Raw genomic sequence first — 26,428 nt, forward strand, 5'->3', positions numbered from 1 at the left:
CACCGAGACCTGCTAGCCGGACTGCATGATTCGCTATTTCGTTTTTATCCTTTTTTTATCTCATTCAGCGCATAGCCAAATCGAATCCATCTTGAGTGGAAGCTTGGTCGGCTATCAATTGGCTGGACTGCAAGGTGCTGCTTGGGGGACTGGGGCTGGATGTGTAGACGAACTTTTGCTTTCTTCAGGCTTCAGCGAAGAACCTTATCTCGTTCCAGCCCTCATTGGAATTGCTTCGCTGAAGCAGCTTCCTCTTTCCAAAGCAACCAGAATCACAGGGGGAGCCATTCTGGGATATTTGCTTATTGACGACCAACTGGATAACGCTTGGGGTATGTTTTCGACTTCGGTTCATGCAGGAGCATTGGGCTACCAATTCGGCCGTTTTCCAGGCGCATTGTTGGGAACTTTGCTCGGCAGCCTAAGCCCCAAGACTCCCATTTTCAAAAACATTTTAGAGGCCAATGCTTTCAACAAAATATTGCCTCGGCAATCTTTTTATACTCTTTCACTGCTATCCACTATTTTCTTCGCGAAAGAAAATCTCCAAAATCGAGCAGAGAGTGCTTCTATTCACCCTCTTCAAAACTCTTTAAAAAACTTATTTGAAGATCTTGGGGAGCCCTCGAACTTCAATCGCCTGAACTTCGCTCATACCGAATTTGTATTATCTTCTCAGCTTCTGCTCATGGACTTCATGAAAAATTCGTTTCCATTTTACACGGCTATTTGGGAACAAGCCAATCGATTGGAACGACCTGCCTACCTCCAAGCCGTTCAGGCATACTTATGTGTCCTTTTGACCGAAGTTCTTTTAAAAGTAGGAACCGACACGGCGTCTTTGCATAATCGAAATCAAATTCTCGCAGAACTTGAGAACCGCACTCAGAATCGATATCTGAACGAAACGGTGATGATGAAGCTGCCAAGCTTGAATCAATCGGATGTGCGAATTCATAATTTGTTTGCTCAACTGGATCAATCGATTCGGAATGCTTATACCCTTCTCGATAGCCATCGCGCTTCAAGGCTCGCTCTATTTTATCATTTGGGAACCCTCTTTTCTCATGATGCACTCGATGCGGTATACCTCTTGAGTGGAACAGAGGAATGTATTTCGCTTTTTTTTGATTGGCTTGGCTCTCAGATGAATGGCGATTATTCATGGCTGCAAGTCCTGAATTCAAAAATCACGATCCTGCAACAAGACCTGATGACTCATGCGGCTCCCATTTATCTGGCCAATCAATCAAACCATGTCATCCATCGTTTAACTGATTTAATCCCGGAACGACAAAAATCTTTCATTCGAACGGATCATTGGAGTTCATTGAAAACAATCTGCTTTGAGTCGCTTGGCAGTCTGCGTTATGTTTTAAAATATCTTTTTATTTCGCTCTTAGGAAATAAACCAACGACCCATACTCACTTAATCGCAGACTCAATCTTTCATGTCGCCAATTCTCTCGGATGGCAAAGCAAATTTTCCTCTGAATTAAACCAAACAAGCCAGATACTCGCCCATTTAAAACAAGCAATTGAGACTCTCCAGCAACCGCTTGAAACTCCAACAGCGTTGATCTCCTATGAAACTTCCCATCCTCTATCCCTCTCACTCGAAGATTTTTCTTTTGGAGTAGCAACCAAAACGTTCTCGCATTCCGTTTCGATCCACATCCCGCAGGCTTACTATGTGCTCAGCGGCTTAAATGGCTGCGGAAAATCGACGTTTTTCAAAATCCTTCTGGGCTTTCGCGATAACAGGCTCTGGAGCGAAGGGCGCATCCTTTGGAACACGGAAGGGCTGCCTCGTATCGCAGCAGTTCCTCAAGAAACCTATCTTTTGCCCGACAGCAACCTCTACGAAGCTATCGGAATCGAAGATCAAGACGCCGAACGCATAGCTTGCGACGAACTTGCCTTGTGCCAAGATTGGAACGAAATGAAAACACGTTGGTCCGACTCCCTCAGCGGTGGAGAAAAAAAGAAATTAGCCCTTTTGAAAGCAGTCTTACTAAACCCGGATATTTTGCTGCTCGATGAAACTTTTGGGCCGATGGATCCAACGTCTCGCCAACTCGCACAGGAGTTGATCCAGAAACGCCTGCCCACAGCCCTCTTAATCTCCATCGATCACCAAGCCCAGGATAGCAACGCTTTCTATGCTGCAGAACTTCGACTTGAAAATCAAAAACTTCTATTCGTCGACCCGTAGCTGGATTCCCAAATCTGTCAATTGTTTTGCATCGACGGGAGTCGGTGCTTGCGTGAGCAGATCGGTTCCTTTTTGGCTTTTAGGGAAAGCAATCACATCTCGGATACTCGAAGACCCTGTCAACAGCATGCAGAGGCGATCCAAGCCCAATGCAATTCCGCCGTGTGGAGGTGGACCATAGCGCAGAGCATCGAGTAAAAAGCCAAATTTTTGCTGCTGTTCTTCGCATGAGATTCCCAGCGCATCGAATATGTTAGATTGAATGACTGGGTCGTGATTTCGAATCGATCCTCCCCCAATCTCGTGGCCATTCACCACCAAATCGTAAGCCCTCGCTTTACAAGCAGCCGGATCCAATCTCAATATTTCAAGACTCTGTGCTTGAGGCGAAGTAAATGGGTGATGCGCAGCAGCATAATTTTTTGATTCATCATCGTATTCAAACAACGGGAAATCGGTAATCCAAAGAATCGACCAGCTATTTTCTGGTATCAGCTTAAACCGATTGCCCAAATTTAGCCTAAGACCGTTCAAAACCGCATGAACCGTTTTGGGTTTGCCCATTTGGAACAAAATAAGATCACCGTCTTCTGCGAAGCAGGCTCGATTGATCGCGTTCAAGCCCTCTTCTGAAATCACTTTCGCAAATGGCGATTGAGTCCATGCCGTGCCAGATTCAGCGACTTTGGCACGCCCCAATCCTTGTCCTCCAAGCTGCTTCACCCGATCTTCCAGTTTATCGACTTCGGTTCGAGAGAGTTCACACGACGCAGGAATACGCATCGCTTTGATCATGCCACCGGCTTTCAAAGTCTGCTCAAACAAAGGAACTCCGGCTCCGTTTCTCGCTCTCAAAATTTCCGTTAAATCGGTGTGCTCCAAGCCAAAACGAGTATCCGGTTTATCGCTTCCATAGCGCGCCATCGCTTCATCGTAAGGCATCCGAGGAAATGAGTCTGGTAATGCGACGTCTATCGCCTGTTTAAAAATGGTTTTTATCAAGCCTTCCGCCATCGCTTGAACCTGATGTTCATCGACAAAGCTCATTTCCACATCGATTTGTGTAAACTCAGGCTGTCGATCTCCTCGCAGATCCTCATCGCGAAAACACTTAACGATTTGGAAATAGCGATCCAAGCCCGCCATCATAAACATTTGTTTGAAGAGCTGAGGACTTTCAGCCAACGCGAAGAACGATTGAGACTGCTGTCGGCTCGGCACCAAGAAATTGCGAGCGCCACCGGGCGTGTACTTCACCAATGCCGGTGTCTCAATTTCCAGAAAGTCATGTTGATCAAAATACGTGCGGGTTGTCTGCATGACACGATGTCGGAGTTTGAAATTAGACTGAAGAGCAGGACGTCGGAGATCCAGAACACGGTGAGCAAGGCGCTTTTCTTCGCTGGTATCAATTCGATTTTCAATCAAAAACGGTGGCGTATCCGATTTGCTGAACACATTCAGCTCTCGGACATCCACCTCGATTTCGCCCGTCACCAAACGAAGATTGGGAGAGCCACCATTTTCGGTTCGGTCCTCGACCATTCCTGCGATTCCAATACACCACTCGCTTCTTAATTCGTGTGCCCAGGTATGCAATTGCGAACAAGTTTCAGGTTTGAAAACGATTTGCGTGAGGCCATATCGATCTCGCAAATCAACAAATCGTCTTCCACCATGGTCCCGAACGGATTGGACCCAACCCATCAAAATAACCCGATCACCCAAGTTGGCTTTCGTAAGCTGGTTGCACGTGTGTGTTCGAGGCTGCGATTCTACCCATTTGGACATCTGGAGTACCTAGTGTATCGGCCCTTAATTTTCAAGGATTAGCGTGCTAAGAAATCAGTCATCCATGACTGCATTGGTTCTTTTTCTCATTGAAGTCTATCAAAAACGAATCAGCCCATTCCTCATGCCCCGTTGTCGCTTCTACCCAAGCTGTTCCGAATACGCGAAGCAGTCATTTCAAAAATACCATTTTGCCAACGCTTTCTACCGAACCGTGAAACGACTGCTCCGTTGCCACCCTGGCTGCCACGGAGGCTTCGATCCTCCTTAGAATGAAATTCTCGCCGCTGGATCCAGACAATTTAAATAAGACTGCACAGTTTGTTCAAGCCCGAAATACAAAGAATCGCTAATCAAGGCATGACCGATGGACACTTCTTGCACACAGCCCACTTCGTTCAAAAAATAAGTCAAATTTTTTAAATTGAGATCATGGCCAGCATTCACGCCAAGTCCGATGCGATCAGCTGCTTCTGCCACGCGCTGATAAACTCCAAGAACTTCTTCTCGAACAGGCAGTTCAAAACATCGAGCGTAACGTTCGGTGTAGAGTTCAACCCGGTCGGTTCCGGTATCCTGAATTTCGGTGAGAGTCGATTCCTGATAATCGAAAGGGTCAATGAACAGGGAAATTCGGGCTCCGCTAAGCTTAAGCTGATGAATTTGATGTTTCAAAAAATCTTGATGAATTCGAACATCCCAACCCGCATGCGAGGTTAGAACCTCTGGAGCGTCTGGCACCAGAGTTGCTTGTTGAGGACGAATGTTTCGAATTAAGTTCAAGTATTCATTGGAAGGATAGCCCTCAATATTGAATTCCGTGGTCACCCTTTGAGCCAAATCGTAAACATCTTGGATGCGAATATGACGCTCATCAGGTCTTGGATGAACGGTAATTCCATGAGCCCCGAATCGCTCGATATCGAGAGCGGCTTGCACAAGATTGGGTAAATCGCCTCCCCGGGCATTTCGTAGAGTTGCTATTTTGTTAATGTTAACACTGAGTCGCGTCATTCAGAATGCTTAAAAAAGAATCTACCTGAAGGGAAGCCCCTCCGACCAAAACTCCATCCACGTGGGCAATTTCAAGAACCAAGCGAGCGTTGCTGGCATGGATGGAGCCTCCGTAGAGAATCGGGGTACTCGGATGGGTCAGCTTACGGATCCGCTCATGCATCTGGGCTATTTCGTTCGAAGTCGCTACTTTGCCGGTCCCGATAGCCCATACGGGCTCGTAAGCCAGGCAGATCTGACTTGGATCAACCTGTTCCAATACCGGTTTTAATTGGCTTTCGATCACCGATTCAGCCAGCCCAGACTCTCGATCGGCCAAGGTTTCTCCCACGCAGACAATCGGCATCACTCGGCCCTCCACACAGGCTCTGGCTTTCCAAGCCACTTGCTCGGAGGTCTCAGCAAAATACCGCCTCCTTTCCGAATGCCCAATAATGGCCCAAGAAACTCCTAAGTCTCTCAAGTGACGGACAGACCACTCGCCTGTATAAGCCCCTGATTCTTGATAAAATACGTTCTGCGCTGCGATTTGAATGCCGCTATTCTGTGAACATTGAACCGCCCAAGACAGCAAGGGTGCCACGGGAGCAATTCCGATGTTCAAGGATTGAAATCGCTCTTTCTGGCAGCTTGTTCGCAGGAATTCAAAAAAACTTTGAGTCTCTAAAAGCCCATGGTTCAGCTTCCAATTTCCAACGATCCATTTTTTTTCGTTCATCCTAGCGTCACTCCAAGACATTCCATTTGCGATCGAGAACCTCTCTTGACAATTTCCGTGGAATTTAGTGGAATTAGGTGGGAATAGCAATTTTTATTGAATCAATTTTATGTTTAGAGGACTGAACGAAAACCTGCTGGATGACAAAGGCCGAGTCGCCTTTCCCCTCGAATTTCGTCAAGTTCTCAAAGCAGATCAGCTGGTCTTAACTCTTTCGCTTTACGAACCCTGTTTGGTAGCTTTAACGTTGCAAGATTTCGAATTGCAGGCTGATCGACTGAAATCGCTGCCCAGCAGCGATCCAGCGATCACTGAATTTAAGCGCTTGGTGATCGCTTCCAGCTTTGTAGCCAGCATTGACAAAGCTGGACGCGTTGCGATTCCCAAAGAGCTTCGTTCTTATGCTGGGTTGGAGAGAGAAATTTATTGGGCGGGCATGCTAGATCGGATCGAAGTTTGGTCTAAAGAGCGGTGGAATGAAAAGAATCGGATTCGTCTCTCCAATCAAGAAGGATTGGAAAGACTGCGTCTGACATTGGAGAAATTTGGATTGTAACCATGTTTGAGCATCTACCCATTATGCCACAAGAGATCCGGACGCTTTTGGCTATCCAAGCGGGCAGCGTTGTGGTGGATGCCACAGCAGGCGGAGGGGGACATCTTCGGATTTTAGCCGAAGCTGTGGGCCCTAGCGGACGGGTGATCGCTCTTGACCAAGATCCCAGAGCCCATGAACTGGATGCCGCGGGTGGAGTCGCTCAAGAATATCCTCAAGTTCGTTTATACCAAAACCGCTTTTCCGAGCTGGCTCACGTGTTAAAAGCCGAAAAAATCCATTCTGTGGATGGGTTGCTGTGTGATTTAGGCGTCTCTTCTCCTCAGTTGGACACTCCGGAACGAGGCTTTTCTTTTCGACAGGATGGGCCCATTGACATGCGTATGAACCCCCACTCCGGGATCTCCGCATACGATCTGATTGCTGAAAGTTCGGAAAGTGAGCTGGCGGATATTATTTATCAATACGGGGAAGAGCGCTTCTCTCGCAGAATTGCACGATCTATTAAAAACCAAAAATCCCTTCCCAACAGCACTCTGGCCTTAGCGAATCGAATCGCTCAAGCCATTCGAGGTCCACGAAGCCGAATCCATCCTGCCACGCGTACGTTTCAAGCTCTGCGAATCGCTGTGAATCAAGAGTTGAAGGAACTGGATACCCTGTTATTGGATCTAGAAAGCCTCACACACCCAGGCTCTCGAATTGCTTTTCTATCTTTCCACAGCTTGGAAGATCGACGCATCAAACAGCATTTAAGAAACCAACCTCATTGCTGGAGAGCCCTTACCAAGAAACCCGTGACCGCATCCGAAACTGAAATGCATCAAAATCCAAGAGCTCAAAGCGCCAAATTGCGCATTGGGGAGAGAATATGAATCCAATCTTATTTGCCGAAGCCGTCAGTGAAATCAAAAGCAACCCCCGATTAAGCGTTATCCACAATTCGAATTTTACGCGCCATTACTACCGCCCCATACGCAAAAGCATCTTCCCGGCTTTATGCGTGGGCGCTCTCATGGGTTCTTTGCTTTTTTTAGTCTTTGTTCAAGTTGGCAATTACATTGAGGGTTATTCGATGGCCTTGCTAGAAAAAGAACAAGATCAGATCCTGGCTGAACTACAGGCGCTTAAACTCGAAGAATCGGTTCTTAAAAGGCCCGAGCGAATACAGCATTTCGCTCTCAAATCACTTCATCTGATACCCCCTTCTCAGGCTCCCAAAGTGATATTGCCGTGAAGCTGCCAACGCGCTTATCGATTGTGGCAGGCCTACTCGGATTAGGTTTGCTGATAGGCGCGGTGAAAGCCAGTATTTTGCAACTTGCCAGAGGATCCGCCCTCAAAGAACTCGCAGAGCGGCAATACCTTCGCTCCATTCGTTATTCTCATTTCAGAGGCGATATTGCCGATCGCAAAGGACGCTTACTCGCTACCAGTGTCGCGCTCCATTCTGTCTACGCCGAACCTCGCAAAATGAACCATCCCGATCGAGTCGCGCGAGCCTTGAAAAGCGCCCTCCCCTCTTTGACGAAGATTGATCTGGAGCGCTTATTCTCGGATCGTTCCTTCAGCTGGCTGGCTCGTCGAATCGATCCGAACACCTCCGCTGAAATTGCCGATTTAAAACTTGAGGGCATTGGCATCTCCGAGGAAGAACAACGCTTCTATCCAAACCATGCTCTCTTGGGACAAACTCTGGGTTTTGTTTCCATCGATGGTGAATCGTTGGGAGGCATCGAACATGCATTCGAACGCTACCTAAAGCCTAAGGTATGGAACACCCTGACCTACCAAGATGCTCGAGCCAAGTCGATCCGAACTTATGTGGCTCCTCATCAAGAAGATCTGAGAGGAGACCAAATCACGCTTACCATTGACCGAAATATTCAATACGAGACGGAAGAGATCCTCAAAGAAACAGTCAAAAATCATCATGCCAAAGCCGGCTGGGCCATTGTGATGAAACCCAAAACCGGAGAAATTCTGGCTCTCGCCAACGTACCACTCGTCAACCCCAATCGCCCGGGGAAAAACCTTTCTCTTTGGCGGAATAACGCCATTAGTCGAACGGGAGAGCCTGGATCGACTTTCAAAATGGTGACTTTTTCAGCCGCGATGGATTTAGGCCTGTTACAGCCAGATGAGAAAATCAACTGTGAAAAAGGCGTGTGGGATCTAGGTTACATAACCATTCGAGATGTTTCCAAACGGGAGTGGCTGACTCCTGGAGAAATTTTTAAATACTCAAGCAATATTGGAACCTTTAAGCTTGCTCAAAGAGTAGGCAAAGAACGTCTGTATGAAATGATTCGCCAATTTGGCTATGGGGAGCTTCCTGGGCTCAACATGGCCGAAGAAGCCAAGGGCTACGTCTCTAAACCCGAAACTTGGGCTTCCTCGCGTTTTGCCAACCTGAGTTTTGGTTACGGCCTCATGGCCAGCAGCCTTCAAGTCGTCAATATGGTCAACACTATTGCGAACGGTGGTGTTCGAGTAGCCCCTCAAATTTTAAAAGAAATCAAAAAATCAAACGGGGAAACTTATCACCCCTTGTTGTCAAACCCTTCGGTTCGAATCCTGAAGCCCGAAACTGCCAAGCTGCTCACCCATTACATGATCCAAGATACCGAAAGCGATGGCAGCGGTAAGCGAGCAGCGATCGAAGGAATTCGGGTGGCCGGTAAAACGGGAACGACTGAAAAGTTAGGCGCTTCGGGTCGATACGCAAAAAACCTGAATATAAGCTCCTTCGTTGGCTTTGCCCCGGCAGAACACCCTGAAATCGTCGCTTTGGTCGCCATTGATGAACCCAAAGGCATTGCCTACGGTGGCTACGTGGCTGCTCCCGCTTGGAAGCGCATCGTTGAAGCAGCTCTCTTACAGATTTAACGGATCCTCAGGATTGTATTTGAAAGCGAACGTGTTACAGGAAACCCTACATCGAATGGTTAATTTCGAGCCTCTCAATTCTCTGGCCATTGCCCGACCTTCGGACCCGATCACACTGGATTCTCGAAAAGCCTCCCCTGGAGTTATTTTTGTTGCGGCGAAAGGGGCTAGCCTGAGTTCTCTCGATGGTCACTCCTTTATTCTTCAAGCTCTTCAAAACGGCTGCTCTGGGCTCATCGTTGAGCGCGTTGATTTTGAGATTCCCTTTCACATCCCAGTATGGCGCACGAATCATGCCCGCATCGCAGCGGCTATCTTATCCGAAGAAGCTTTTCTTTGTCCCTCCCGCCAGCTTGATTTATGCGGCGTCACAGGGACCAATGGAAAAACTTCAGTCACTTTCTTATTGGCTGCCATGGCCGAAGCGTTCGGAAAAAAGTCCGGAGTCCTTGGAACTCTTGGTGCTGGCTCGACCCGAAACTTGACTTATTTTGGCTTGACGACGCCAGAAGCCGAAAATCTGAGTGCGTATTTGGGTCAATTTCGAAACCAAGGCTTCGATCAGATTGCGATGGAAGTCTCTTCGCATGCTCTGGCAACCCATCGAGTGGATGGACTCTCTTTTAAGGCAGCCGCTTTTACCAACCTAAGCCAGGATCATCTGGATTTCCATCAAACTTTTGATCATTACCTGACTGCCAAGGCAAGGCTGTTCCATGAGCTTCTTCCTAACAATGCTTATGCAATTTTACCGAGTACGGACCCCAATCTCAATCAACTAAAACCGCGAAATGCACGAACCTTGCTCTGGGGAACCGACTCGAAAGCCGATATTGCTGCTTCTCAAATCCGTTTCACTCCTCAAGGCCTTTCTTTTACATTACGAGTCTTATCCGAGTCGATTGAGGTTCAAGCCCCTCTTTTCGGACGCTTTAATTTAGAAAACATTCTGTGCGCAGCAGGTCTTGCCTACGCAAGCGGAATTTCGCTCGAAGCCACCGCTCAAGGCCTGCAGAACCCGATCCTTCCCAAAGGCCGACTCGAACGTGTATCTCCTTCCTTGCCCGCTGTTTTTGTGGATTTTGCTCATTCTCCAGACGCCCTCGAAAAAGCTCTGCAAACTTTAAGAGAAATCAGCCAGGGCCGAATTAAATTGGTATTTGGATGCGGAGGAGACCGTGATCGAATCAAGCGCCCTCTCATGACTCAGGTAGCTCATCAAAACGCAGACGATGTCTTCATCACTTTAGACAATCCACGGCATGAAGCACCCAATCAGATCATTGCCGATATGCAGCCTCTTTCAACAATGACGGTTCTCTTGAATCGCCAAGAAGCGATTCGAGCAGCCATTCAAAGCTGCGCTCAGGAAGACATGGTTCTGATCGCTGGAAAGGGCCATGAAACCACTCAACAAATAGGAGATGAGTTTCGTCCGTTTGACGATGCTCGAATTGCACGTGAAATCTTATTCGATCGACACCCGAACTCTTAAACCGGGGGATATTTTTGTGGCTATCCGAGGCCTTCAATCGGACGGACACGATTTTGTTGCAGAAGCCTTTTCGAAAGGGGCCAGCCAAGCCATCGTTCGATCCGATTACCCAGGCCAAGAATCGAATCTCATTCGAGTTTTGGATCCTCTCCAAGAGCTTCAAGACCGAGCTCATCGTCACCTTTTATCCATGCCGGCCAAACGCGTTGCATTAACAGGCTCTTCGGGTAAAACGACCACGAAAGAAATTCTAGCAACCCTCTGTCAAGCATGCTTGAGCACCGAGGCCGTTTGGCTCAACGAGGGCAACCTAAACAACCATTTGGGACTTCCTTTAAGCGCACTCAAAGTTGAACCGCACCATAAAATAGCGATTTTGGAGATGGGAATGAACCACTTCGGAGAAATCGCGTGTTTAGCTAAAATCGCCAAACCCCAAATTGGCCTCATCACCAATATGGGATCCGCTCATGCCGGAAATATGGGCGGTGTGGAAGGCGTTGCCAAAGCCAAAGCGGAGCTTTTTGAAGCACTGGAAGAAAACGATATCGGCGTTGTGAACGCAGACGACCCCCGTTGCGTTCGAGAAGCCGAACGAAAACTACGAGCCCAAGTCTTGACATTTGGACATTCGGCATTAGCTGATCTTCGAATCCTGGATTATCAGTCTCCAACCTTCTCCTACAAGGGAGAAATTGCCTCTGCCAAACTATCTCTTTTGGGAGATCACAATGTCCAAAACGCAGCCGGCGCGCTCGCGGTGGCAGTCGCCTTAGGACTCGACTTTAAGACAGCTGTTCAGAGTTTGGAAAGGCTTCAGCCAACGAGAGGGCGACTAGCACCCTTAACGCTTTCTACGGGATCCCTCCTACTCGATGACACGTACAATGCGAATTCAGAATCCATGGAAGCGGGCATTTCCGTACTTGGCTCCTTTCATGATCGACGGAGAATAGCCGTTCTTGGCGACATGGGCGAGCTCGGAGGCGTAGCGGCAGAAAGACATCATGCCATCGGTGCCGCTTGCACTCAAAAAGGAATTGATTGGATCTTTGCTTGCGGTGAACACGCAAAACACTATGGAGAAGGAGCTTTTGAAGCTGGATTCAACATGCAACATTTTGTGTGGGCCAAAGACAGCGTTCAAATCGCAGAAAAACTGATTGACTTTGTAGAACCGAACGATGCTATCTGGATCAAAGGTTCCCGATTCATGAAAATGGAAAGAGTCATTGAGCGTCTGCTTCAGATAAATTCTGTCCTATAAGAACTTGGTCTCCCAAGATACCTTCGATGAGAGCCGTTTTAGAAATCAGAACCAAGGTAGAACCAAATTCAAATCGACCCAATTCGGCACCTTGTAAGAGAGAGGGCCCTCTATCTGCATATTCTTGAACCCACCCTGTCGATTGAGCAACGTTTGTCGTGAGCGTCGAGTCGAAAACCAGCTTTACTTTCCCAACCATCGTGGCTCCAACTGCTACCAGGATGAATTCGGAGCCAAGCCAGCAAACCATGCGCTCATTGACGCAAAAAAGACGGTCGATGTTTTTTACTGCCCACGAATTGACTGGCCACAGAGTTCCGGGAATGTATCTTACTTTGGTTAAAGAAGCCGTCATCGGCATGTGAAATCGATGATAGTCCCTTGGGGCGAGATAGATGGTCGCGTAAGAAGCATCTGCAAATTCAGCCGAAACCTTCTCTCCAATAAGCTCTTCTAAAGAGTACGACTTTCCCTTGATTTGGAGGAGGCAGTTTTCTGTCACCCTACCGCATTGCCCCCAGCGACCGTCACACGGGCTGACCACCGAAGCCTCTGCAATGGGTCTTAAGCCCGGTCTTAATTCTCGCGTAAAGAAATCCTGCAAACACGAAAAAGAGTCTAGCGAATCCTCTATTTCAAAGAAATTGACTCCAAAAAAATTTCCAAATAGGCGATAAAATACGGGTCGAATGAATTTGGGAATGGATAACTCAGCTATTTTTCCCATCAAACGGGAAAGAGTATTTTTAGGCACTAGCCATAAGATATTTAACATCCGCTCAGCCTATCAAAGCGACCGAAATCGAGCAAGTCCGCTAAGAAGCAATCGACCAAAGATCACACAGATGCACGCTTTCTTCCAGAAAGCGAGAACGCCTGAGAGCGCGTTCTTGCGGATAGCAAAATGTCAAGGAGTCCATCGCACGGGTCAAAGCGACGTAGAATAAACGCCTTTCTTCTTCCACTCCATGAGGCTCTCGATAGGACATAAACGAAGGAAAATGCCCTTCCACCAGCCAAATCACAAACACATGTTTCCATTCAAGGCCCTTGGCTTGATGAATGCTGGCCAAGGTCACGGCCTTTTGACTGCGCTCGGATTCCTGGCCCTCCAAAGACCAATCTCGATTTGGAAGCAGCTCTTCAAAATGAATTCTTTGTTTAGACAAAATATTTTTGACTTCTTGGCTGTGGCGATGGGCACGGTAGAGAACCGCGATATCGCCCGGTAAAACACCTGATCTGATCAGCTCTTCAATGCGTTGTCCTACAAAGAGAGCTTGTTGGAATGAACTTTGGCAAGGCACCAATGCCGGCTTGGCCATGCTCCCTCGATTGGGTATCAATTTCTTTTGTAAAGCCAAAGGAAAGCGCTTCAAAGCGGCGTTAGCCAAACAAACGATTTCTTGAGATGAGCGATAATTCGTGCTTAAGCTGAGGTGGCTTGCTTCGGGATAAGTGGCCTTAAATCGACGCATGTTACCGGTGTCGGCGCCTCGAAAAGCGTAGATGCTTTGAGAGTCATCTCCAACCACCATCAGATTTCGATGCGTACTTGCCAAAGCATCGATCAAAGCTCCCTGCAAGCGATTAATATCTTGATACTCATCCACTAAAAGGGCTTTGCTGCGAACTCGACCTTCGGTGGCAAATTTTCCAAAATTTAAGAGCAGATCATCAAAATCAACGACACCCGCATTTCTTTTTGCTTCTAAAAATGACCCATAGAGTTCCGTCAGCCCACTGGGAATCGGTGTTCTTGTATTCAGCGCAAACGAAATCTCTTCAAAAACCTTATCGAGGCTGGAAGCACTGCTATTTTTAACAAGACGAAACAAAATATTTTTGGCTTCATCTCGAGAAATCAATCGAATTTCCGGATTTTCTTGCCGCAAAAAAGCAAGCGCGACCGAATGAAAGGTACCTCCAATAACACCCCGAGCTACGGGGCCACAGATTTCTTCTACTCGGCTCAGCATCTGGCGAGCCGATTTATTGGTAAACGTGAGCAAAATAATTTGGCCGGGTTCGATCCCTTGCTGAATCAGGTGTGCGACTCGACAAACCAGTGTTCGTGTTTTCCCCGATCCAGCTCCCGCTGAGACTAAAAGAGAAATCATGGGAGCTCGTACAACCGCTTCTTGTTCTGCGTTTAACTCAGGAATCACTGGGGCTCTCCAGAGTAGCGCATCAATACCACGGTCTCAACGGCCGGAGTCCCACCGAAGAAATCCATCGGCACGATCCGAACAACCTGGTAGCCTTGCCGAACAAACTCTAAAAGATCGCGAGCCATCGCATTCGGGTCGCATGAGATCAAAGCCACTCGTTCAGCCTGCAGGGCTGCAATCAAGCAAGCTTCGCTTTGAAGACCCTTCTTAGGAGGATCCACCACAATCCCAGCCCATCGAACCGATGAGCGTTCACTTAGATACTCAGCCATACTTCCTCCGTAGACTTGAATCCCCAATTCGTTCAACGACTCGATGCAGAGTGCATTGCTCTCAACTGCCACCAAATTCGCCTCGCCTTTCTTCAAGATGGCTTTTGAAAAACCACCCACTCCCGCATAAGCGTCACAATAATGACCAGGTCCTTGATACAAAAAATCAGCGACAAGATCGTACAGACGTTCTGCTTGAATGGGATCCGTTTGACAAAACGAGTCTGGGTGGACGCTTGGTCCCCCTTCTAAGCTTGGGACTCGTTGAAGGCCTGTTTGACGTCCTGGTTCACCGGCCAAAATATTATTTGATACCGTCGATTGAATGCGTTCCGAGAAACTCAAAAATGGGTTATCCGTAAACAGGACATCTGGAAGGGGTTGAAGGGTAACCACCACAATCGCCACACCCCCTTGAACGGCTCTCAAAATCACAGCCTGCAACCCTTCGGCTTTGGATTCGTTGAGTTTCGAAAGCAAAATCGGTATCGCCTGGTTGATCGAAGGATCCACATGCGGACAAGCGCTTGCTTCTGAAAACTGGTGAGAATACGGCACATAGACTCCCAAGCGTAAGTCGCCTGGGTCTCCCGCCACCATGAGTTTCACTTTCTGCCGATAGCCTGTCAGGCTTGGATGAGGCACGACAGCTTCAACGGGCAAGTCCAGTGCCACACTTGTCAATGCGGCCTGAATTCGGCTCTGCTTCAGTTCGAGCACCAGCGAGTCTTTCACTCCATGCAAAGGACAAGCCGGACAGGGAAGTTTGTGCCGGCAGGTTCTTGACTCGTGGAACTCCCCCTTACGAGCGAAACGCTTGACTCGGCAGACATAAAGCTTCTGAGCTTTAAAAATACGTTCCACCCGAACTTCAACTTGATCACCTGGGAAAGCGCCTCGAACAGCATAGTTCCAGGCATCGTAAAAAGCCCGCCCACGCCCCTCATCGTCGATCGCTTCGATATTTAACAGTCTCATTTTCACCTATATTTCCGAGCACAGACTGCACGAGTTAGCGCTAAAATGCTAGAGAGTCGGCTCATGAATAAAAAAACCTTAAAAGCTCTATTGGACCTAGATTGATACTCTTCCATCCAGTATAAGGCGCCAATGGCGAATCAGGTCTTCTGGGAACTCAGCAAAAAGTTTAAAAGGCCCTTGACGGCCTTAGGAGTTATTCCACTTTGGGTGTGTTTCTCGATCTCGCTTTCAAGCCCTGCTGAAGTGGTCAATCCTTTTGCCTTAACCCCTTTTTTCACCTTGCCTCATTGGCACGGTGAAACGTGTTCCTATCTTCCGACCGATGGGACGACGGAGTTGGTGCTTCCAGCCAATCTCATGTGCCGTGGCAACGAACCCGGCTGCTACGAACCTCCTCAATCGTTAGAAGTCGGAATTGCGCTTTTAAATGGCTTTTTTAAAGGCTTTAAGTCAGGAGCCAAGTACTTAGGCAAGAACGATATCGCTGCTTTGATGGGCGCATTTAATGCGATGGGAGATTTCAGCATTTTATTTTTAAAAGATCGAGCCAATCTAAGAGAAGGAACCATTTTTGCTCTTCGGCTCGCCCGAGAAGGAGCTCGAGCTGTCACTGGAACAACGATTCAAAGAATTGGAAGCCTGGAAGATCTTTCAAGCCATCGACGGGTTCGAATCTCCATTCCGTCTGCCGAGTTATCCAAAGCCGCTCTGAAAGTTCCACTCATCCTAGAAAAACAGCTCGACTGGGGCAACGCTGAAACCGATTGGGAAGTTTGGCTTCTTTCATCCGCCCCTGGACTATTGTTAGCTCTCACGGAGCACTATGCTAGATACTATAAACTGCCTACCCTAAGACCCATGGCTGGGTTTGGGCTTACCATCGCTGAAACGGCCAGTTTTTTGAGCATGTGCCCTACAGAACCCAGTTTTTATAAGAACTCTCGGCAACTGGCTCGCATTGGGCTTCATTTCGGTCAATGCCTCTCCCTATTCCAAAATAGAGACCAAGCTCCCTCTCAACGATTTAAATTATTTACGCTTTTCACGATGCTCGAACACATCGGAGTTGCCGTAGCCGACTCTCTCTACTACAAGTGGAACCCATAACACATCAACTGGAATCGAATAGCCTCGCAAAGCGACGACAAAAGACGAATAAAAAAACCCTCTCGCCTGGAGAGGGTTGGTTATTCGGCAAGCGAAAGTGGACTAGTAGTCCATGTCCGCGCCGTAGTCACCGCTCGCTGGAGCGGCTTTTTCCGCCTTAGGCTGCTCGGCAATCATTGCTTCGGTGGTCAGCATCAAGGATGCAATCGAAGCCGCATTTTGCAAAGCCGTACGAGCCACCTTAGTCGGATCGATGACACCCGATCGAACCAAGTCTTCGTACTCCTCCGAAGCAGCATTGAAGCCAAATCCGGAACTTCCTTCTTTGACTTTATTGACGACTACAGAACCTTCATAACCTGCGTTCTTAGCGATTTGACGAAGAGGCTCTTCGATGGCTCTCAGCAGCAACTGAATACCTGCATTTTGCTGCGCATTGCCTGTGTCAAGCTCAGCTAACTTCGTATTTTGAGCGGCACGAATCAAAGCCACACCACCGCCTGGAATCACGCCTTCTTGAACCGCTGCTCGGGTTGCATGCAATGCATCTTCGACTCGAGCTTTCTTTTCCTTCATTTCGGCTTCGGTTGGAGCACCCACTTTGATCACCGCAACGCCGCCTACCAGTTTCGCTAAGCGCTCTTCCAGTTTTTCTTTATCGTAGTCCGAAGTAGTCACTTCGATTTGAGCGCGAATTTGTTTGACGCGTGCCTCAATATCGGATTTCCCCCCGAAACCATCGACGATAACGGTGTTATCTTTGTCAATCGTTACCACTTTTGCGGAACCCAGTTCAGTAACAGTCACGTTCTCAAGTTTCCAGCCCTGGTCTTCCGAAATGAATTTCGCACCTGTTAGACAAGCGATGTCTTCCAGCATGGCCTTACGGCGATCTCCAAATCCAGGTGCTTTCACAGCGGCAATCTTCAAAGTTCCACGCAGCTTATTCACGACCAAAGTGGCCAAAGCTTCGCCTTCCACTTCTTCAGCAATGATCAAAAACGGACGTCCACTTTTGGCTACGGGCTCAAGAATCGGCAGCAAATCTTGCATGGCAGAAATCTTCTTCTCGTAAACCAAAATCAACGGATTCTCCAAAACCACTTCCATGCGTTCAGAGTCTGTCACAAAGTACGGAGACAAATAACCACGATCAAACTGCATACCTTCTACAATTTCCAAGGTAGTATCGAGGCTTTTGGCTTCTTCAACCGTAATAACACCCTCTTTCCCTACTTTTTCCATGGCTTCGGCCAAGATATTTCCAATCTCAACTTCACCATTGGCGGAGATCGTTCCAATCTGTGCAATTTCTTTGTGATCTTTGATCGGAGTTGAAAGAGCTTTCAAACCTTCTACTAATTTTTCAACGCCCTTATCGATACCGCGCTTGATATCCATGGGATTGTGCCCGGCAGCCACAAGCTTCAACCCTTCGTTGAACAGAGATTGAGCCAATACCGTAGCCGTGGTTGTACCGTCGCCAGCCTTATCGGAAGTCTTAGAGGCAACCTCTTTGACCATCTGCGCACCCATGTTTTCGAATTTATTCGAAAATTCGATTTCTTTGGCCACAGTTACACCGTCTTTAGTCACAACGGGGGAACCAAAAGGTTTCGAAATAATAACATTTCGACCTTTGGGGCCTAAAGTGACTTTAACAGCATTCGCCAAAGCGTTAACGCCTTTAGCAGCCTTGTTACGAGCATCGTTTGAAAAGCATATTTCTTTTGCTGACATCGCAGTTACTCCTTAAATTTATTGCAAAATCGCCAAGATCTCGTCTTCTCTCAAGATCATGTGTTCGATTCCATCGACCGTTACTTCACTTCCTGCGTATTTGCGGAAAAAAACGATCTGCCCTTCTTTCACTTCAAGCGGACGCAGCGCTCCATTTTCGGTGTATTTGCCTTCACCAACGGCCACAATCAGGCCTTGCATCGGTTTTTCTTGAGCGCTATCGGGTATAAAAATTCCGCCGATTTTTTCTTCGGCTTCCAAGCGCTTTACCAATACACGATCATTCAGCGGTTTAAACTTCATGTGAATCTCCTTAACTTCGTGCTCTTAGCTTAAGCACAAAATTTAGAGAGACAAGCCGATAGAGTCTTTTTGTTTAAAGTACGCAAAGCTCGAGTCGACAGCGCAACTCGGATAAAGCGACCGGATTCAACATCAAATACGCGTTTCGTTTGAACGTTCGCTTTTAGCTTACGCTTCGTCTTGATATTGGAATGGGAGACACGATTGCCATTCATCCAAGATTTACCGGTCAAAGTACAGATTGCCATAAAAGCTCCTTTAAACCGTGGGACCCTATCATTTTTATTCAATTGGGCAATAGGGTAGAGGATTTTAAGCAACCAAGATTCTAAGCTGCGAAAGTTGCGCTCAAATTCAAGACTATTGATCTCTGTCAACAGAATTGAGCAACTCGCAGATCTCTACCTCCCAAACTCCCTTAGGCCTGACGATTTCGACAATATCTCCAATGCGTTTTCCCAGAAGCGCCTTTGCAACTGGCGAACGTTCAGAGATTGCTCGATCGTGAAATTCGGTCTCCCCTTCTCCAACAATGCGAAACGATCGAAACTCATCTTGATCGTCTTTAACCACCACCGTGTGTCCAAAAGAAACCGTGCTTTGAAGCCTATGTTCCAAGCAAATCACTTGAACCTCTTTCAAAAGCTGAGCCAGGTATTGGAGACGTTTATCGATCTCTCTTAAATGCTTTTTTCCGTAGATATACTCAGCATTCTCAGAACGATCACCCTCCGCAGCGGCGTTTGTAATTCCTCGAACCACTTTAGGACGTTCAACGTGAAGCAAATTTTCATATTCGGCTTTGAGAAGCCGATAGCCTTTTGGGGTCAATCGCTTTGACATAGTACTCTTTTCTCGATTATCTTTACACCGATGTTTCATGAATTCATACGAGTTTGGTTCAACTGGCTTGAAATCTCTGGTTATTGGGGGGTCGCGGGTCTCATGGCGTTGGAAAGCTCCATTGTCCCAATCCCTTCGGAATTAGTGATTCCTCCCGCAGCATTTTGGGCCTCTCAAGGACGGCTGTCGTTTGAAGGAGTCGTTCTGGCTGGAACCTTGGGAAGCTACATCGGTTCTTCTATCAGCTATTGGCTTTGCCGATGGCTCGGGCATCCTTTGCTCGAACAATACGGAAGATACCTTGGGATTAGCCCCATCAAGGTTCAAGAAGCAGAAAGGTGGATCCATCGTTTTGGAATTACCGGAATTCTCATCGCACGATTTTTACCGGTTGTTCGACACCTTATCTCGATGCCAGCAGGGCTCTTTCGAATGCCGTTTGGAGCCTTTTCTGGGATGACGATCCTCGGTTCAGCTGCCTGGTGCACAATCTTAACCTGGGTTGGGCAAGAAATTCTAGGTGATCAACCTGAGCTCTTAAACTCCCCCGAAGTGATGATCGCAGTCATTCGAGACAAGCTTCACTGGATTTTGGTTTTCGCCCTGCTTCTCAGCGGATTATACGGCTTAACCCTTTGGTTTAAACACGACCGTCAAGTGGACTAATCGTTCTCCATAAACCAAAACGCTGTTTTATAGGGAAAGCTAGTCTCCGCGTTTGCCAGGATCACGATGCCTAACTTCTTGTCCGGGTTAAAGGCGATAAAGCTGCGAAACCCTTTCACCCAGCCTCCATGAAATACTAAGATTTCGTCATTCAGATCTTCCATGCGACGGAATCCATATCCATAAAAGGTCTTGGGTTTTCGAAACTTAAACGCTCGGAACACAGCATCGCTGTGAGCCGTTCGAACGTATGGCTCCCACAATTTACCCAGCTCTTTGTGCGTTAGCATAAATTTCAAGTATTCCGCCATATCTCGTCCCGTCGAGTTCACTCCTGCAGCAGACGGAACGTTATCGTGGTAAAAATGAGAAAAATTAGAGCTTGGGGTAAATCCTTTGCGATACGGCACGTGGGGCCAAGCCATGTTTTTAATATTGCGAAAATTACTCGAACCGATCGAAGTTCGATCCATCTTGAGTGGCTCAAAGAGATTTTTTTTCATGGCATATTCAAATGGAAATCTTGTCGCAGATTCAATCATTTCTTCAATTTGGCTAAACGCCACGTTATGATAGTCGTAATAGATTCCAGGCGCGCGATGAGTTGTACGCGAGAGTTGCTCAATCAAAGAAGAACGGCCCGTACCGGATTCGATTTTTTTATTCCAACCGCTGCGGCTGTAACCTGTGGTGTGACTTAAGATGTAGCGAGCATCGGATGACTCAATGCTCAGTTGCTCTTTCTGCTCCAGCAATGCTGCGAGTGTCGCACTCATCGGTTTAGAGATTGAGCCAATTTGGAAAATCGTATCTTCGTTCACCGCATTCGATTTACCCTTTTTAATCAGCCCATAGGAACGAACCAGGGAAATCTCCCCGTTTTCGACCACGGCGACAGAGGCCCCGACAAACTGGCCGCGACGCAGCTGGTTTTGGATGTGTGCATCCAGTTCAAAAATGCTCTTCGCAAAAGCCGAACACGCCAACAAAGAGAAAAACAAGAGCCGCATGAAGTCGAGCTTTAGCATAAAATCTAGATTCGCTTAAAGCGACAAATCCAAGAGCCTGCCCAAAGACAAAAGAGGGAAAACAAGCAAAGTGCCCCCAGGCAATATTCAAGGCTCAGGGTGCTTGTCACACTCCCCATCGGAGCAACGCCTCCCGCAAACGCGGCACGAAGGCCTGAAACCAGCCAGGCAATGGGATTGATCAAAACGGCCCACTGCATCCACTGCGTGCTTGGGGGAAACATCGCCCCGGATAGAATCCACATCGGAATCAGAATCACGCTCATCAAAGCGTGATAAGCAGCCGAAGACGTGCTAAGCCAAGCCAATACAAAGCCCAAGCCTGCCATTGAAAAGCCTCCTAAAAACAAAAAAATCGATACTAAGAGCCAATCTGCTTGCATCATCGGAACCTTCAAGAAAAGACCGACCGCCATGAAAAGCAGCGCTTGTATAAGAGCAATGCTGGTAACCCCTAAAATTTTTCCAAGAACCAACGCAAAGCGAGTCCCGGGAGCCACCAAAACAGCTTGCATAAAACCCGAACTGCGATCATCGATTAAAGTGATGGTTGAAAAAATCGAAGCAAAAAGAAGGACCATCGCAATAATGCCAATAAAAAAGAAACTGAGATAATCTAAATCAGCATTTTCAATCACGTGGAAGCTCGGCGAGAATCCAGAGCCAATCACAAGCCAAAAAAGAAGAGGTTGAATCACCACGCCCATCAATCGGGTCGGTTCCTTCTTCATACGCAACAATTCACGAGCCCAAAGAACCCCTATCATTCGAAGATCATTCACGATAGTTCCACCCCTGTCACTTTTAAAAAGGCTTCTCGCAGTCCGGGTGTAGAGCGACGAATCACCTCCGGTTCACTTTCAACCCGTCTTTTGAGTTCTTCCGGCGTTTCAGAAACAATAATCTTTCCATGATGAAGAATAAGAAGACGATCACAGCGCTCTGCTTCTTCCACCTTATGGGTATTCACCAAGGCAGTGACTTGGCTCTGTCTCAGATTCTCCCAAAAATCTTCAAAAGCCTTCAAGTCCAATCCACTGGTTGGCTCATCTAAGAGTGCGATCGAGGGCTCGTGCAAAAAAACACGAGCTAATTCAAGTTTTCGCTTCATTCCACCGGATAGTTCTTTGACCGGACGCAGAAGATCGACACCGGGAAGAAAATTGGGAACTTCGGTCTTTCCATACAAAGCAGCTGCCAAAATCAAATTTTCACGGCCAGTCAATTTAGGATCCAAACTGCATTCCTGAAAAACCGCGCCCAGCTTCCTTCGAACCCAGCGATCCAGTGGCTGACCATCAAACAAAATCTCCCCAGATTGAAGCCTTAAAATTCCGGTCAAAAGTCGAAACAAGGTGCTCTTCCCTGCACCATTGACTCCCAATAGTCCGACAATCTCCCCTCGCTTGACTTCGAACGAAACCGAGTCCAGGACGATATTTTTTCGATACGAGTAGGAGAGTTGATTTACAACAAGCTGCATAACACCACATCCACTGCCAAGAGCAAAAACAAGACCGTTTGATAGACCAGCGAAGCCCAAGTACTTCTGCGTTTCAGGGGTGCATAGATCAAAACATAGCTCAGCAACGCCATGAGCGTAATTCTAGGTTTTGTAAGTGCAACGAGGTTTAAGGTCATGGCAGGTAGGAGACAGGGGTAGCAACAAGGTTTCAATGCGTCAAGGTCAGCAACTCACGATACTGACTGCTCACACGTTTACCGTCAAACGCTATCGAATAAGCTTGAATCTTCGAACAGCCAGCGGTTCGCAAAGCGTAACAATACGCTTTCTCTTCGGGCAATTTATCGGCGGTCAGGCAATCTTGAATCAAGTCGTTGCTGGAGGTATTGATCCAATACGGCTTTAAGGCATAGTGGTGCTTCAGAAAGTTCAGAATAGACCACGGATTGTAGATCGTCTGTCTCTTTCCACCAAAATAGTAACCATTGTACCAAGACTTCAACTCTTGCAGGTGTTCTGCAGGGCACATGGCTCCCACTTCTTCCTCGGTAAATCCAAAATAGTCTAGTTAAAAATCTTCGCTAATATCATACACGCTGATGTTGTTCAGATCCGAGAACAAGCTTTCTTTGGAAATCCGGGTAATGCCAGTGATCACAGCTTTGTACAAAGCCGTGTTGGATTTGAGCACCGCTCCTAGGACTTGCTTCAACAAAGCCACGGCTTCTGGAAAAAATCCGTTCAAATAAGCATACTGCAAAGGCGTGTCGTATTCGTCAATCAGCACCCAAACTTTCTGGCCATGGTGCTTTTCCAAAAGCTCCGTCAAGCACATCAAAAAAGGGCCTATTTCAACACTGGGAAAGTCTCTCTGGGAATAGAGCTGCAGAGTTTGCTGGTCAAATAGACTCAATTGTTTCGAATGCTTTAAATACTCAAACTGACGATAGCAAGCGGAGATAGGGCTCTTCAAAGAAGCCTCGAGGTTCTCGATGCTCTCTGCTTTTAAGCCCTTAAATCCCAACATCATGACCGGGAACTTCCCCTCCAGCCCGCTAGAATCTGGGGGTATTGCTCGATTGCTAAGCCATCAAACAAAGGCTCATCACTACCCATAAAGTATTTGAGCATCGACAGATTCAGCGATTTGCCAAAACGTCGGGGTCTGGTTAGTAAAAGAACCGAGGAACCATCCCGAATAACATCGCGAATGAAGAGGCTTTTATCGCAATAAAAAAGCGGAGTTCCAGTATCGTCTACTGAAGTTCTCAGTTGTTTAAAATCATCGATGCCAATCGCATAACGCATAACGCATAACGCATAGGCTATGATTCTCTCACGCCTGGACTGATTAATCAATCGCTCTCCAGATACTCTTGACCAGGTTCGAAAACGGGTGAGACGAGTACCAGACCCTTCGAATCCAAAACGCCCTGAACCCCAGCGGTTCCCGCGAACTTAGAAAAATGGCAAGGCATGCAAGAGCAATCCCTTATTCTTGAGAAAAATACCTCATTTTGACCAACTCAAGCACGGGAGAATAAACCGCCCCTGGATCCTCAAAAAAAGGAGATTACGAGCCAGAACAGACTGTGGCACAACCTCAGCTACTGTTGCATCGATGCTGCGGTAGGATTTTCAAATACAGACCTTCAAAACTCTCGAGCATAAAAACTCAGAAACAGTCCGCAGCCCTTCCTAATAAAAAAAGTAATGCTTTTAGTTGATATTGATTTTGATTTTGATCCTTGAAGTTGGTGTTTTTACGCATCTCACGTAGATTGCAAGCCCAACATTACACCATTGTGTCATACAGCCATAGATTGGATTTGTGGGCGATATGCAAAAATAGTCTTGAGCGTCTGCCTGAGTAGAGGTCCATGAAGGCCCTTCCCATTCTTGCGAGAATGGATGTTGCACCGTGTACTGATACAATTCCCATGCATTTGGAAGGCGCCAGCCATCTCCTAAATTGGCGCAATATGCTTCTGCATTCAGGTAATTGTATGACAATGAATTACAATTCCCTTCCTCAAACAGCAGTTCACCTACATTTTGGCACGAAAGCGTACAGTCACTACAGCTGTAAGGACTTATATTTGTGCAAGGACAAGAATTTCCTGGATTTGAAATTTCTGGTTTAGAAGCATTGCAACACAATGCTTGGTTTTGCCAGAAAAAAACAGATAAAATCGATATAAAAATAAATTTTTCGATTGACATGTCGGCCGTTTTATCATTTTTAACTTATTTGTCAATGTATATTTAACGTCGTGTAGATGGAAAATATGCCTATGACTTGTAATTCTTAAGGGGACTATTGGTGCTGTTTTGAACGAGCCATTTCAAGTCTTAAATATTTGAATCCCGATAGTACTTGAGTCAAGTCCGTGATTGTTTAGTCCCAGATTGTGATGGCATCTATGATGTGCCACAAGCAACTTGGGAGAGAATATGGGACAAGTCCTTCATGGATGCGCCAGAACGACCAAGGCGGTGCGTCGAGAGATACAAAAACAGCCAAACGAGCCTAGCAGCGCTTGCAAACTGATACTGTCTGAACGTTAAGACGGTTGCCAAATGGGAGAGGCGAGATTTTGTAGAAGATGTTTCGATAGGCCCCCAAAAGGGTCTATCCACTGTTCTGCGCCCAGAACAGGAAGCTGCCATTGTAGCGTTTCGTAAACACACGCTATTGCCTTTGGATGACTGCCTTTATGCTCTGCAACGCAATCCCAGAACTGACTCGTTCGTCTCTTCATCGATGTTTGCAGCGTCATGGGATTAGTCGACTGCCCAGCACTGTCGAGCAGCCAAACAAGAAGGAGAAATTCAAAAATGATCCCATTGGCTATTTTCATATCGATATTACGGAGGTGCATACAGAAGAAGGTAAACTTTATAGGTTCGTAGCGATTGATAGAACCTCGAAGTTCGCCTACGCTGAACTCTTATGAAAAGTATGGAAAAATAGAAGCTGCCGAGTTTCTTAAACGCCTTGTCCAGGTTGTTCCCTATAAAATCCACACCCTTTTAACAGACAATGGTGCACCAAGTTCAACAAAACTTCTATTTTTTCCGGACTCAATAATCTCGCAGATTTGACTCTCAGCGACCGAGCAGCCACTTTATTGGGCCTCACTTTCGAAGAGCTGCAGCACTTTTTCTCCGATCACATCCAGCAAGCTATCCATCAAAACACTCTTTCAAAAGCCGATTTTATGCAATCCATGCAAGATTGGTACAACGGATACCGTTTCTCGCCTCACCTTCCTACTCGGGTTTATAATCCTTGCTCCGTCATTCGATGTTTACTCTCTGGCCGTTTTGAAAATCATTGGTCACAAAGAGGAAGACTTCGGCACTTTTGACCTCGATCGAATTCAATTGCCCACCTTGCTCTTTCAGACTGGCTATTTAACGATTCAAGACTACGACCCAAGAACCAAGAACTTTCATTTGGCTTACCCGAACAAAGAAGTTTTTGAAACCATGATCAAAATATTGGCTCCCATCCTTACAGGGAGTCTAGCCTTTGATCCGAAAGCCAAAAACATCGTCGACCACGTTTGGAGACATCTGTAGACACGCTTCTGCCAAGCCTCTGCTCACTCGATTCAAACTCCTCAACATTTTCTAAGAAGGCTTAGGCATGCATTTGACCAAATTCAGAGCATTTGCTAGAAATACAAGCGATGAGTTTGTTTGCTAATGGCTTGAAAAATTTCAAGTCTGATCGAGGTCCTCTATGAATAAAATAAGTTGTCTTTCAGTCTTGGTTTTCTTAACTTCTGCCTTCGGTCATGCAGATGTTGCACTGCCTCGTCCAGCTTTTTTTCGCGATGGTTTGATTGGTTCGTCTGAAATCATCCGCTGGGGTTCGTCGGCCCTCATCTCAAAGATTGCC

30 protein-coding genes and 1 pseudogene are annotated in these 26,428 nt (G+C 47.0%); 13 read left to right on the plus strand and 18 right to left on the minus strand.

The window, feature by feature from the left end; translation table 11 throughout:
- Nucleotides 1–25: 25 nt before the first annotated feature.
- Nucleotides 26–2,215: an ATP-binding cassette domain-containing protein gene (locus I8H75_01600; GenBank protein MBH2006034.1), complete on the plus strand. Its 2,190-nt coding sequence runs from the start codon at nt 26–28 to the stop codon at nt 2,213–2,215.
- Here I8H75_01600 and aspS read toward each other — a convergent pair.
- Nucleotides 2,198–4,006, minus strand: coding sequence for an aspartate--tRNA ligase (gene aspS, locus I8H75_01605; protein ID MBH2006035.1), 1,809 nt, complete (start codon nt 4,004–4,006; stop codon nt 2,198–2,200). The genes I8H75_01600 and aspS overlap by 18 nt on opposite strands.
- Nucleotides 4,007–4,070: 64 nt before the next feature.
- Between aspS and yidD the strand changes: the two genes are divergently transcribed.
- A complete protein-coding gene (gene yidD, locus I8H75_01610) occupies nt 4,071–4,277 on the plus strand; it encodes a membrane protein insertion efficiency factor YidD (GenBank protein ID MBH2006036.1) in 207 nt (68 codons plus the stop codon).
- Here the strand turns inward: yidD and I8H75_01615 are convergent.
- Together I8H75_01615 and I8H75_01620 are read right to left on the minus strand one after the other, a co-directional pair.
- Entirely contained in the window at nt 4,274–5,020 is a 747-nt protein-coding gene (locus I8H75_01615) for a pyridoxine 5'-phosphate synthase (protein ID MBH2006037.1), read from the minus strand. The two genes, yidD and I8H75_01615, sit on opposite strands and share 4 nt — an antisense overlap.
- Entirely contained in the window at nt 5,001–5,738 is a 738-nt protein-coding gene (locus I8H75_01620; protein ID MBH2006038.1) for a triose-phosphate isomerase, read from the minus strand. Before I8H75_01620 ends, I8H75_01615 begins: the two co-directional genes overlap by 20 nt.
- A 109-nt stretch (nt 5,739–5,847) precedes the next feature.
- Here I8H75_01620 and mraZ point away from each other — a divergent pair, with 109 nt between their 5' ends.
- From mraZ to I8H75_01650, 6 genes are read left to right on the plus strand one after another with little or no spacing between them, the layout of a single operon-like run.
- Nucleotides 5,848–6,294, plus strand: coding sequence for a division/cell wall cluster transcriptional repressor MraZ (mraZ, locus tag I8H75_01625; protein ID MBH2006039.1), 447 nt, complete (start codon nt 5,848–5,850; stop codon nt 6,292–6,294).
- Between the two features lie 2 nt (nt 6,295–6,296).
- Entirely contained in the window at nt 6,297–7,169 is an 873-nt protein-coding gene (gene rsmH / locus I8H75_01630; GenBank protein MBH2006040.1) for a 16S rRNA (cytosine(1402)-N(4))-methyltransferase RsmH, read from the plus strand.
- Nucleotides 7,166–7,531: a cell division protein FtsL gene (locus tag I8H75_01635; protein MBH2006041.1), complete on the plus strand. Its 366-nt coding sequence runs from the start codon at nt 7,166–7,168 to the stop codon at nt 7,529–7,531. The genes rsmH and I8H75_01635 overlap by 4 nt, the downstream gene beginning before the upstream one ends.
- On the plus strand, nt 7,528–9,183 hold the full coding sequence (locus I8H75_01640) for a penicillin-binding protein 2 (protein MBH2006042.1): 1,656 nt from the start codon (nt 7,528–7,530) through the stop codon (nt 9,181–9,183). The genes I8H75_01635 and I8H75_01640 overlap by 4 nt, the downstream gene beginning before the upstream one ends.
- 55 nt (nt 9,184–9,238) lie before the next feature.
- Nucleotides 9,239–10,678, plus strand: a complete 1,440-nt coding sequence (locus tag I8H75_01645; protein ID MBH2006043.1) for a UDP-N-acetylmuramoyl-L-alanyl-D-glutamate--2,6-diaminopimelate ligase — start codon at nt 9,239–9,241, stop codon at nt 10,676–10,678.
- The gene (locus I8H75_01650; protein MBH2006044.1) at nt 10,608–11,945 is read left to right on the plus strand and encodes a UDP-N-acetylmuramoyl-tripeptide--D-alanyl-D-alanine ligase; all 1,338 of its coding nucleotides are present in this window, start codon (nt 10,608–10,610) and stop codon (nt 11,943–11,945) included. Before I8H75_01645 ends, I8H75_01650 begins: the two co-directional genes overlap by 71 nt.
- Here the strand turns inward: I8H75_01650 and psd are convergent.
- The 3 genes from psd to I8H75_01665 are packed head-to-tail and all read right to left on the minus strand — an operon-like array spanning nt 11,908 to nt 15,366.
- Nucleotides 11,908–12,720 (minus strand): phosphatidylserine decarboxylase, encoded by an 813-nt coding sequence (gene psd / locus I8H75_01655; protein MBH2006045.1) that lies wholly within the window; start codon nt 12,718–12,720, stop codon nt 11,908–11,910. The two genes, I8H75_01650 and psd, sit on opposite strands and share 38 nt — an antisense overlap.
- Nucleotides 12,721–12,760: 40 nt before the next feature.
- Nucleotides 12,761–14,113, minus strand: a complete 1,353-nt coding sequence (locus I8H75_01660; GenBank protein MBH2006046.1) for an ATP-dependent helicase — start codon at nt 14,111–14,113, stop codon at nt 12,761–12,763.
- Nucleotides 14,110–15,366, minus strand: a complete 1,257-nt coding sequence (locus I8H75_01665; protein MBH2006047.1) for a class I SAM-dependent RNA methyltransferase — start codon at nt 15,364–15,366, stop codon at nt 14,110–14,112. Before I8H75_01665 ends, I8H75_01660 begins: the two co-directional genes overlap by 4 nt.
- 132 nt (nt 15,367–15,498) lie before the next feature.
- Between I8H75_01665 and I8H75_01670 the strand changes: the two genes are divergently transcribed.
- On the plus strand, nt 15,499–16,476 hold the full coding sequence (locus I8H75_01670; protein MBH2006048.1) for a hypothetical protein: 978 nt from the start codon (nt 15,499–15,501) through the stop codon (nt 16,474–16,476).
- A 102-nt stretch (nt 16,477–16,578) separates the two neighbouring features.
- Here I8H75_01670 and groL read toward each other — a convergent pair whose 3' ends face one another.
- From groL to I8H75_01690, 4 genes are all read right to left on the minus strand, one after another.
- Complete coding sequence (gene groL, locus I8H75_01675) at nt 16,579–18,216, minus strand: chaperonin GroEL (GenBank protein ID MBH2006049.1); 1,638 nt, start codon at nt 18,214–18,216, stop codon at nt 16,579–16,581.
- Between the two features lie 18 nt (nt 18,217–18,234).
- On the minus strand, nt 18,235–18,519 hold the full coding sequence (locus I8H75_01680; protein ID MBH2006050.1) for a co-chaperone GroES: 285 nt from the start codon (nt 18,517–18,519) through the stop codon (nt 18,235–18,237).
- Between the two features lie 29 nt (nt 18,520–18,548).
- Nucleotides 18,549–18,767 carry a 50S ribosomal protein L28 gene (gene rpmB / locus I8H75_01685; protein ID MBH2006051.1) on the minus strand — a complete coding sequence of 73 codons (219 nt, stop codon included), beginning with the start codon at nt 18,765–18,767 and terminating at the stop codon, nt 18,549–18,551.
- A gap of 112 nt (nt 18,768–18,879) precedes the next feature.
- A complete protein-coding gene (locus I8H75_01690; protein ID MBH2006052.1) occupies nt 18,880–19,401 on the minus strand; it encodes a GreA/GreB family elongation factor in 522 nt (173 codons plus the stop codon).
- Here I8H75_01690 and I8H75_01695 point away from each other — a divergent pair.
- Nucleotides 19,393–20,028: a DedA family protein gene (locus tag I8H75_01695; protein ID MBH2006053.1), complete on the plus strand. Its 636-nt coding sequence runs from the start codon at nt 19,393–19,395 to the stop codon at nt 20,026–20,028. The two genes, I8H75_01690 and I8H75_01695, sit on opposite strands and share 9 nt — an antisense overlap.
- Here the strand turns inward: I8H75_01695 and I8H75_01700 are convergent.
- The 8 genes from I8H75_01700 to I8H75_01735 all read right to left on the minus strand — a co-directional run bounded on the left by I8H75_01700 (nt 20,025) and on the right by I8H75_01735 (nt 24,744).
- The gene (locus I8H75_01700; GenBank protein ID MBH2006054.1) at nt 20,025–21,056 is read right to left on the minus strand and encodes a beta-lactamase family protein; all 1,032 of its coding nucleotides are present in this window, start codon (nt 21,054–21,056) and stop codon (nt 20,025–20,027) included. The two genes, I8H75_01695 and I8H75_01700, sit on opposite strands and share 4 nt — an antisense overlap.
- A 5-nt stretch (nt 21,057–21,061) precedes the next feature.
- Nucleotides 21,062–21,838: an ABC transporter permease gene (locus tag I8H75_01705; GenBank protein ID MBH2006055.1), complete on the minus strand. Its 777-nt coding sequence runs from the start codon at nt 21,836–21,838 to the stop codon at nt 21,062–21,064.
- Complete coding sequence (locus I8H75_01710; protein ID MBH2006056.1) at nt 21,835–22,539, minus strand: ABC transporter ATP-binding protein; 705 nt, start codon at nt 22,537–22,539, stop codon at nt 21,835–21,837. The genes I8H75_01705 and I8H75_01710 overlap by 4 nt, the downstream gene beginning before the upstream one ends.
- Nucleotides 22,524–22,697, minus strand: coding sequence for a hypothetical protein (locus I8H75_01715; GenBank protein MBH2006057.1), 174 nt, complete (start codon nt 22,695–22,697; stop codon nt 22,524–22,526). The genes I8H75_01710 and I8H75_01715 overlap by 16 nt, the downstream gene beginning before the upstream one ends.
- Nucleotides 22,698–22,729: 32 nt before the next feature.
- Nucleotides 22,730–23,050, minus strand: a complete 321-nt coding sequence (locus I8H75_01720) for an AAA family ATPase (protein ID MBH2006058.1) — start codon at nt 23,048–23,050, stop codon at nt 22,730–22,732.
- Between the two features lie 39 nt (nt 23,051–23,089).
- Nucleotides 23,090–23,551 carry an AAA family ATPase gene (locus I8H75_01725; GenBank protein ID MBH2006059.1) on the minus strand — a complete coding sequence of 154 codons (462 nt, stop codon included), beginning with the start codon at nt 23,549–23,551 and terminating at the stop codon, nt 23,090–23,092.
- Entirely contained in the window at nt 23,548–23,829 is a 282-nt protein-coding gene (locus I8H75_01730) for an AAA family ATPase (protein MBH2006060.1), read from the minus strand. Before I8H75_01730 ends, I8H75_01725 begins: the two co-directional genes overlap by 4 nt.
- Before the next feature lie 411 nt (nt 23,830–24,240).
- Nucleotides 24,241–24,744: a hypothetical protein gene (locus I8H75_01735; protein ID MBH2006061.1), complete on the minus strand. Its 504-nt coding sequence runs from the start codon at nt 24,742–24,744 to the stop codon at nt 24,241–24,243.
- Nucleotides 24,745–24,975: 231 nt separating this feature from the next.
- Between I8H75_01735 and I8H75_01740 the strand changes: the two are divergent.
- The 3 genes and pseudogenes from I8H75_01740 to I8H75_01750 all read left to right on the plus strand — a co-directional run bounded on the left by I8H75_01740 (nt 24,976) and on the right by I8H75_01750 (nt 26,106).
- Nucleotides 24,976–25,569, plus strand: a pseudogene (locus I8H75_01740) (IS481 family transposase).
- A gap of 23 nt (nt 25,570–25,592) precedes the next feature.
- The gene (locus I8H75_01745; protein MBH2006062.1) at nt 25,593–25,892 is read left to right on the plus strand and encodes an AAA family ATPase; all 300 of its coding nucleotides are present in this window, start codon (nt 25,593–25,595) and stop codon (nt 25,890–25,892) included.
- Nucleotides 25,849–26,106 carry a hypothetical protein gene (locus tag I8H75_01750; protein MBH2006063.1) on the plus strand — a complete coding sequence of 86 codons (258 nt, stop codon included), beginning with the start codon at nt 25,849–25,851 and terminating at the stop codon, nt 26,104–26,106. The genes I8H75_01745 and I8H75_01750 overlap by 44 nt, the downstream gene beginning before the upstream one ends.
- The last annotated feature ends 322 nt before the right edge of the window (nt 26,107–26,428 follow it).

Source organism: Myxococcaceae bacterium, assembly GCA_016000045.1.
In the GTDB taxonomy this organism is placed as follows: domain Bacteria; phylum Myxococcota; class UBA727; order UBA727; family JABDBI01; genus AER2-1.